This is a genomic window from Paenisporosarcina sp. P4_E4_2, from assembly GCF_056401595.1.
On sequence record NZ_JBFUJC010000143.1, the window covers coordinates 1 to 7724 of the forward strand.

General features: G+C 38.3%; 12 protein-coding genes and 1 pseudogene. 12 read left to right on the top strand and 1 reads right to left on the bottom strand.

Annotation, left to right across the window (positions count from 1 at the left end):
* Window positions 1-133: 133 nt before the first annotated feature.
* From AC1DSB_RS11080 to AC1DSB_RS11120, 9 genes and pseudogenes are all read left to right on the top strand, one after another.
* A complete protein-coding gene (locus AC1DSB_RS11080; RefSeq protein WP_477531569.1) occupies window positions 134-265 on the top strand; it encodes a hypothetical protein in 132 nt (43 codons plus the stop codon).
* A gap of 105 nt (window positions 266-370) precedes the next feature.
* Complete coding sequence (locus AC1DSB_RS11085) at window positions 371-1027, top strand: NUDIX hydrolase (RefSeq protein WP_477531570.1); 657 nt, start codon at window positions 371-373, stop codon at window positions 1025-1027.
* A 134-nt stretch (window positions 1028-1161) separates the two neighbouring features.
* Window positions 1162-1422, top strand: a complete 261-nt coding sequence (locus tag AC1DSB_RS11090) for a hypothetical protein (protein WP_477531571.1) — start codon at window positions 1162-1164, stop codon at window positions 1420-1422.
* Between the two features lie 322 nt (window positions 1423-1744).
* Window positions 1745-2068, top strand: coding sequence for a YmaF family protein (locus AC1DSB_RS11095; RefSeq protein WP_477531572.1), 324 nt, complete (start codon window positions 1745-1747; stop codon window positions 2066-2068).
* 171 nt (window positions 2069-2239) lie between these two features.
* Complete coding sequence (locus tag AC1DSB_RS11100) at window positions 2240-2725, top strand: DinB family protein (RefSeq protein ID WP_477531573.1); 486 nt, start codon at window positions 2240-2242, stop codon at window positions 2723-2725.
* 51 nt (window positions 2726-2776) lie between these two features.
* The gene (locus AC1DSB_RS11105) at window positions 2777-3268 is read left to right on the top strand and encodes a DinB family protein (protein WP_477531574.1); all 492 of its coding nucleotides are present in this window, start codon (window positions 2777-2779) and stop codon (window positions 3266-3268) included.
* Between the two features lie 66 nt (window positions 3269-3334).
* Window positions 3335-3796, top strand: a complete 462-nt coding sequence (locus AC1DSB_RS11110; protein WP_477531575.1) for an N-acetyltransferase family protein — start codon at window positions 3335-3337, stop codon at window positions 3794-3796.
* Between the two features lie 183 nt (window positions 3797-3979).
* Window positions 3980-4303: pseudogene (locus AC1DSB_RS11115) on the top strand (VOC family protein); the annotation flags it as partial.
* 345 nt (window positions 4304-4648) lie between these two features.
* Entirely contained in the window at window positions 4649-5023 is a 375-nt protein-coding gene (locus AC1DSB_RS11120; RefSeq protein WP_477531588.1) for a VOC family protein, read from the top strand.
* Window positions 5024-5122: 99 nt separating this feature from the next.
* On the opposite strand, the gene AC1DSB_RS11125 is transcribed toward AC1DSB_RS11120, so the two are convergent.
* The gene (locus AC1DSB_RS11125) at window positions 5123-5725 is read right to left on the bottom strand and encodes a vWA domain-containing protein (protein ID WP_477531589.1); all 603 of its coding nucleotides are present in this window, start codon (window positions 5723-5725) and stop codon (window positions 5123-5125) included.
* 85 nt (window positions 5726-5810) lie between these two features.
* On the opposite strand from AC1DSB_RS11125, the gene AC1DSB_RS11130 reads away from it, so the two are divergent.
* The 3 genes from AC1DSB_RS11130 (at window position 5811) to AC1DSB_RS11140 (ending at window position 7527) form a co-directional block, all read left to right on the top strand.
* Window positions 5811-6311, top strand: coding sequence for a hypothetical protein (locus AC1DSB_RS11130; RefSeq protein WP_477531576.1), 501 nt, complete (start codon window positions 5811-5813; stop codon window positions 6309-6311).
* Window positions 6312-6364: 53 nt separating this feature from the next.
* Entirely contained in the window at window positions 6365-6895 is a 531-nt protein-coding gene (locus AC1DSB_RS11135; RefSeq protein ID WP_477531577.1) for a DUF3916 domain-containing protein, read from the top strand.
* Between the two features lie 116 nt (window positions 6896-7011).
* On the top strand, window positions 7012-7527 hold the full coding sequence (locus AC1DSB_RS11140; RefSeq protein WP_477586727.1) for a hypothetical protein: 516 nt from the start codon (window positions 7012-7014) through the stop codon (window positions 7525-7527).
* Window positions 7528-7724: the final 197 nt, after the last annotated feature.

Sequence of the window (7724 nt, forward strand, 5' to 3'; positions counted from 1 at the left end):
GTACTATGCTTTATTCACTGAACAAGGACATTCTATTTTAGAGTTTTCTACTGTACTTTTATTATACCCATGCTACTTCTAAATATCGCTCTTGAAACACCTTTACGCATGTACCGAACTTTGAGTGGTTGAAATGTTCTATTTAAATGAAGAACCGGTTGTACTGAATGGTGAAAAGGTTGAAAAGCTGATAGGAAGAGTCCCAACTAATTCATATGAAGAAGGCTTGAAACAAACCATTGCATTTATGAAACAGAACCAATAGAAAACCATTTCAAGTCCGTTGTCAGCTTGGCACTTCATTTCTTTTATCTCAAGATTTTCATGATACGATAGGGATAGATAAAACAATGAAGTGGGGGGAGATTCAATGTTCCTGGAAAAGATAAAAAATGGATTAAATCAAAATCAACCTCTGTTTATTGGCGAGGAGACCGCGATGCGTTCGGCAGTTCTGATTCCGCTTGTTCAAGTGGAGGGAGAATGGCATGTTCTGTTTGAAGTGCGTTCACTGACGATGAGAAAGCAACCAGGGGATATCAGTTTTCCAGGTGGACGAATCGATCCGACCGATGCATCCCCAATGGACGCAGCTATTCGGGAAACACATGAAGAGTTGGGAATTGATCCATCAGCCATTCACGTCCTGGGGCAGATGAGCGTCTTTATACCAACGTCGTCATTGGTGGTCTATCCATTCGTTGCGACCATTGATCACCATCAAACCTATTCCTTCAATCCAGATGAAGTGAAGGAGACATTTACAATCCCCGTCAAATGGTTGTTGGACCATAAACCATACGTGCACATGGTCCCCGTTCAACCGATGCCGATGGAGGATTTTCCATATGATAAGATCGTGAACGGCAGTGAGTACCAATGGAGAGCACGGATGATGGAAGAATGGTTTTATGACTACGAACAGTATACGATTTGGGGTTTGACTGCACGGATTTTAAAGCATTTTATTGAAACGGTATCAAATCAAATAGCGCCCTTATCTACAAAGAAAACGAGCGATGATTAACTCACCGCTCGTTTTTTTTATCGTATTTCAACTGAAACAATTTGCTCAATGTAATTCGATGATGGTCAAATTTACATTCATTAGCATTAAATAAAAGTGTGACTTTAAAACGATTACCCAAGGAGGCCAAATCAGTGAAAGAAGGCATTCCAGACCAAGGAGAACAGAATTCTATATCGCCAGAAATTTATGCAGCAAAACTAGCAGTGGTTGCAGGAGTAATTTCAACACTTGCAGAAGCATTAGAAACGTTCGCTTCTATAATAGATCTTGAAAATACCATTGAAAGTGAACGTCAAGATAAAAAAAGTCAAGCAGATCAAGAACGTCAAATGGCTGACATGCAAAAACAAATTGACTACCTAACTAAGGAAGTCCATCGATTGAAAAAATGATTATGTTTTATAAAAAAGTACTGTTTGGTTCTTATAAGAAATAACATCCCATTTTTCTTCTTGAACTACCTGCCACGATTAGTTGAATATGAAAAAAGCTGCCTAAGCAGACCACTTAGGACCCTTTCTTGAAACCTTATTTTCTTTTTCATTAGCCCTAGAACTAAACAGATCTTACTGCCTATCTTGTAATTCCCCTTTACTTCACTGTCAGTTCTTCCAATACAAAGTACTGATAGGACAGACAATTTCTATGTGATGAATTAGATTTTTGTTACATAGAAATATATAGAAGTATCTAAACGTATAAGGAGGAGATTTTGTGCACGAGCATGAAATTTTAGGCATAAGATGGAACGACAACAATTTACATGTTCACCAATATTCCACGGAAACGACGATAAATGATGGTCATTCACATTTTGTTCAGGGAACGACTACCCCAACAAATTTCGCGATGGACCATGTTCATTATTATGAGGGAAATACCACTTTTGTAGGGCATGTTCATCATTTTTCAGGTGATACGGGACGTCCTATTTACTTGAACGATGGAACACATTATCATGAATTTTCAGGAACCACAACTTTTAATGACGGACATGTCCATTATTACTCAGGAATTACAGGAAGAAATATGTCCTAGCAGCCTTACTGAAAAAACAAAGACATACAATCAATAAGAAATGAGCGGTGACTTAGTCACTGCTATTTTTATTTTTAGAATAGGCAAACAGGTGATTAACAATAATAACAGGACAATTCATGTACTTTGTAGAATCTACTAATAACTCTAAAAGATAGGAAGTGTGGGAGTATGTTTCATGCAAAAGATGTTTTAGCGGATCAGTTGTTAGCAAATGCGAATGACCCTAGTTGGTACGCTCCATTTTCAGAATCAGTGAAAAGTTTGTCTGAGGAAGAAGCATTTTGGAAGCCAAACGAAAATAGTAATAGCATAGCTGAAATAGTACAGCATCTCTTATATTGGAATCAAACATGGCAAACAAGGTACCAAAAATCTCACGTCAATGCCGTGCCTTCTATAGGAAATAATGATAAAAGCTTTATCATTCCTGAACATCAAACATTCACCGATTTGAAAAAACAACTGTTAGAAGTGCTATTACAATGGCAAGGTTTATTAACTGAAGAAAAAGTTGAAAGTGAAGTGAATGGTTTCCCTGAACATGTGGAGTGGTGGGCAGTACTCGGTAATGTCTCAACTCATAACGCCTATCACATTGGTCAAATCATTTATATTAGGAAGTTACAAAATAGCTGGAAAATAGAAGAGGAATAATAAAGTTTTTTTGTTTTAAGATTATCTTCTTTTCTTAAAGGGGTGTATGAAATGAATCAAACTGAATATGAATGGGTCAAACAGACTCGAGAAATCGTTTTCGATTTTTGTAGTGAACTAGAACCAGATGATTTTACTCGCCAAGTGGATGGCTTCGGTTTTCAAAGTCTAAGAGACTCACTAGTACATATATCAGACTGTTATTATGCTTGGTTAGGTTCCTATATTTTATTAAAAACGAAGAAGCCACTTTCGGCAAAGGACGATTTAGCCGAAATAGGTTTGGATGAAATAAAAGTTCGTTTTAATCAAGTAGATGCGTTTGTAAATGAGGTATTTGAAGTATTCTCGAATCACATGGATGTGCCAATTGAAAGAGAGATTCCCTGGAGAGTAGGCGGAGAAATCATATCTATGACGCCTGCTAAACTGCTCATGCATGTCATTACCCATGAATTTCATCACAAGGGTCAGATCGTAGCTATGGCGCGTCAAATGGGGTATGAACCCCCAAATACAGATGTGCTAGGAACTAGTGGTTAGAGAGATCTAGCTTCTCTAAAATCTAATTGCTTTGGAGAAATTGATGGTTAACAAGGAGGGATATTCTTGGGAACAGAACTAAAGTTTAGAATTGCAACAGAACAAGATTTGGAGAAAATTGTGGAAATGCTGGCTGATGATGTTTTAGGTAGCAAGCGAGAACGGAACGAAAGGCCACTTCCAGACAGCTATCTCAAAGCGTTTGAGGCAATTAATGCTGACCCTAACAATGAGTTGGTGGTAGCTTGTCGCGGAGATGAAATTATCGGAGTTCAACAAATTACATTTACTCCTTATATTACACATCAAGGTGGATGGCGGGCTACGATTGAAGGTGTGAGAACATCTTCTTCTGAACGTGGCAAAGGACTCGGAACCGAACTAATTCGCTTTGGGATTCAACGTGCTAAAGAGCGAGGTTGTCACTTGGTTCAGCTCACTACGGATAAAAAGCGGGAAGATGCCTTACGTTTTTATGAAAGTTTAGGCTTTAAAGCAACCCATGAAGGTTTAAAGATGTCCCTTTAATTTTTCACCTGGCATTTGATTACTTAGGATTCAAATGCCAGTTGATAAAATCACTTGATATAATTTAAAACCTTTTTCAGGACGTCTAATGTTGTCATCATCCAAAAGCCGTAGCATTCTTTCATCCTTATGTACATATGGTTCGGGTAAGTGATTTTGTACAATACATTTGAGGTGTTGAGAATGAAGATTCTAAAAATCGTATTTGAAACCGTGAACATTCACGAAATGAAAAAGTTTTATACGGAAACTTTGGAGATGTCAATTGTAAGAGAAAATCAAAGCTTCTTTACYGTAAGAGCTGGAAATACACTTATTACATTTCAGCAATCTCCCAATGTTGAGGCTCCTCTTTACCACTTTGCATTAATAACCAGTTTACCTTTCTATGAATACATGTTTAAGAAATTGAAAAAATGTAACGTCATGATTTTGCCTAATTCTGAAGGGGAATTAAGCGGGTATTGGAAGGGGAAACAAGTTTACTTTACTGATCCTGACGGGAATATTGTGGAAATCCTTGAGCGCGAAATTCTTGAAAGTGAAGGTTGGTACGATGTTTGTGAAGTCGGGCTTCCTTGTGCAGATGTGAAGGACATGAGTGATTTCTTGTCATCGATTAAAAATGTAAATCAAACTGAATCAGATAACTTTAGATTTTATGGTGATGATGTTGGGAGTTTTGTGGTGGTGAAAGAAGGCCGGCATTGGTATCCGACAAACCGACCAGCTACGATTCATCCAATAATAGTGGAAGTTGAAGGCAATCATTATCAAGTATTGAAACATTCAGATTTGCCTTATACGATTAAAGTGAAAAGTCCTTGGTCCAATAGCCTTCCCGTGGTGCAGATGAGAATCGCCAGACCAACGGATCAACTCGAAAGAATAGTAGAGTTTTATGAAACAGGGTTGGGTCTCCAAAGAGTAGGAGAGTTCTGGAACCATGACGGATATGACGGGGTGATGTTAGGGCTTCCCGACAAAAACTATCACTTGGAGTTTACGAGTCATGTATCAGGGACGCCATGCCCAGCACCAACTAAAGACAATTTACTTGTTCTTTATTTACCGAATTGGGATGTAATTACCGATGTTGCTAAGAGGTTAGATAAGATGGGATACCCGGAGGTTGAAGCGGAAAATCCTTATTGGCAAGGCGATAGCATTACAATTGAAGATCCGAATGGATGGCGGGTTGTCTTGTTTTGCTCGACTGGGTTGTAGCAACAGCTGCACCTTTAAAAGTATGTCACAAGCATGTATAGCAGACAAAGCAGTTAGGAGATATCTTCCTAACTGCTTTGTCTTTTGCATGTCTAATACCTATCGATTGCTATTACCCATTCTTCTCATCGAAATATTCTCATTTACCATGTTATACATGGACTCAACACCATCCTCAGATGCAACAAAATCAAATGCATTTTCTGCTTGAATGCCCATGCTGCTTGCTTCTTTTGCCGCATCCATGTTGGCTCCGATGAAAATGAACTCCCATTTCTGTTTATCTTCCTGGTGTTTAATTAGCTTTTTCACTTTTTCATGCGTAAATTCACGGCTTGCATTTTCCATTCCGTCCGTTGTAATGACGAATATGAATTTGCCCGGTTTAAGATTTTCTGGTGTTTTGGATAATCTGCGGTCGACATCCAAAATGGTTTTCCCGACTGCATCAAGCAAGGCAGTTGAACCTCTTACATAATAATCTTCACTAGTTAGCTTTGCACCAGCTGCATTAATGCCGTTCCACAAAATTTCATATTCGTGGTCAAACAGAACTGTCGTAAGGGAGACTTCTCCATCGAGTTCACACTGCTTTTCAATAAAGGAATTGAAACCTCCGATTGTATCTTTTTCTAGTCCAGACATCGAGCCACTTCGATCAAGCAAGAAAATAATTTCTGTACGATTGTTATTCAAAGTCATCATCCTCTTTCGTTTGTTGGTAAGATAATCATAACCAGTTTTTAAATTGATTTGGTCGCCTGCAAAGCGACATTTTAGGAGGCGGATGTTTTTGCTCAATCAGCACATTTTGAATGAATTAGCAGAGTACATACAGAATCACTTACATAACGAGATAATGACCATGACATTAGAGTCGCAAGTGGATTTGGAGTACTGCCGACAATCTGAAAATATCACGATTGATTTGGAGGACTATATAAAAAATCATCGCAAGCCTACATTGAATCAAGTGTTATTTCGCTTCATTGATCATGCCGGAGTGAGTGATGTCGATATTTACAAAAAAGCGGGAATCGATCGCAAACTGTTTTCGAAGATTCGCTCCAATACTGACTATCGTCCAAGTAAAAATACAACCATTTCGCTGGCTTTGGCATTGCAGCTCGATAGCGATGACACTGAAGAGCTTTTGAGTGCTGCAGGATACTCATTATCAGACAGCAATGTCTTTGATTTAGTCATCCAGTACTGTCTGGAAAATAACATTCACGACATGTATTCGGTCAATGTAGCGTTAGATCATTTCAATCAGAAAACATTATAGGGGATTGAGACTGCTTAAGAAGTAAGACAGAAAATAGAGGTGTTTCATTAAATATGTTAAGAGAAAAGAAAGTGCGTGGAAAAACAAGGAAGTTCCGTAATTTTAGAAACAATATTGAAGAATGGTCACAATCGCTACCAGTCCCACCAGACTTAAGCCCTTCGTATCTTGGATGTAGATCCTATAGTTTTGATGATATATACGAAGATTTTGGGGATTACAGTAAGTTTCCTAAATCCCAAAAAAGAGAGTTCTTACAAATGATTATTAACTTTGTTAAAGCATTGCATGATTTGAAAACAGAAAAAGAAAAGGAATATAGAATCATCTGTTTTCTACCGATACCAGATTTATATCGAGTCTTGGTTATGGTCGGTTACACTCAAGCTGGATTAGAAAGTTTTTATGCAGGATTAAATCATAACGGCGAATTCAATAAAGTATTCCCACCCTCTACTAATGTCCAGTATCTTCAAAATGAATGGGGTCTGCATATACCTGATGGATTAGAAGTTAAAGGATTCGAGGGAAATGATGAATCTTTTGTAAGAGACTCCATTTGGTTTATTGGAAACGTAAACTGATGAAATATCAAGGACTAATGAACGTATTTGGCAATATCAACTTCTGCTGAAATTGCAGAACAGAAATCAGAATCTTTAACTACACATCATAAAACTCGGAGGTGTCAGGTGTCCATATGTATGATCCAACCGTTTTCGAGAACTTAAAAGTCGCATTTGAAAATCAAGTGTACGACCTGGATACGATCGAACGAAAAGTTGACATTACAAACCGGGTCGATCGAATGGATWTCTCCGTTATGGGTAGATGTTTTGCCATCCAATTTACATTGGTCGGTCAACCAGAAGTGACAGCGGAAATTGTTTTGGAAGCGTCTTTGGAAGAGTTAGCTGCTGAGATTTTGGAGAAGCCTGATACAAGTCCAGGGTGTTCCCTCGTATTAAGATTTCATAAACGTGTTCAACAAGTATCCGAGCAATGCATGAAGATCGAGCAAGCTTTGCATGGTATATGGGAACCAGGCCAAAAAGTAAAACAAATATTGAGTTTTGAGTATGGACAGGAAGCGTCAAGTTACTTGAACAAAATTGAAGTGGCATTTAACCACAAAATCAATGAAGAGCACATGGGGGAGCTGGAGGATTTTCTTGAACATGTGTTGGAAACGTTGGTCGTGTTGACTGATATTTAGCATGTACTACGAATTATAGCTTTTCAAACTATTCACGACCTCACTTCCTTGTTTTAAAGTACGGATGATCTAATTTTGTACAACCTGGAGAGGAATTCTGTCAACCTGGAGAGTGATACTGTCTACCTGGAAGGCCAAATTGTCAACCTGGTTTCGAAATTGATTGCGTGCCATCATAAATCACACCATATTTACTG

Bases quoted from the DNA above. Each gene is read 5' to 3' on its own strand.
- AC1DSB_RS11125 (WP_477531589.1), bottom strand. From the start codon at position 5,725: ATGACTTTGAATAACAATCGTACAGAAATTATTTTCTTGCTTGATCGA.
- AC1DSB_RS11130 (WP_477531576.1), top strand. From the start codon at position 5,811: ATGTTTTTGCTCAATCAGCACATTTTGAATGAATTAGCAGAGTACATA.
- AC1DSB_RS11080 (WP_477531569.1), top strand. From the start codon at position 134: ATGTTCTATTTAAATGAAGAACCGGTTGTACTGAATGGTGAAAAGGTT.
- AC1DSB_RS11105 (WP_477531574.1), top strand. From the start codon at position 2,777: ATGAATCAAACTGAATATGAATGGGTCAAACAGACTCGAGAAATCGTT.
- AC1DSB_RS11100 (WP_477531573.1), top strand. From the start codon at position 2,240: ATGTTTCATGCAAAAGATGTTTTAGCGGATCAGTTGTTAGCAAATGCG.
- AC1DSB_RS11120 (WP_477531588.1), top strand. From the start codon at position 4,649: ATGAGAATCGCCAGACCAACGGATCAACTCGAAAGAATAGTAGAGTTT.
- AC1DSB_RS11085 (WP_477531570.1), top strand. From the start codon at position 371: ATGTTCCTGGAAAAGATAAAAAATGGATTAAATCAAAATCAACCTCTG.
- AC1DSB_RS11135 (WP_477531577.1), top strand. From the start codon at position 6,365: ATGTTAAGAGAAAAGAAAGTGCGTGGAAAAACAAGGAAGTTCCGTAAT.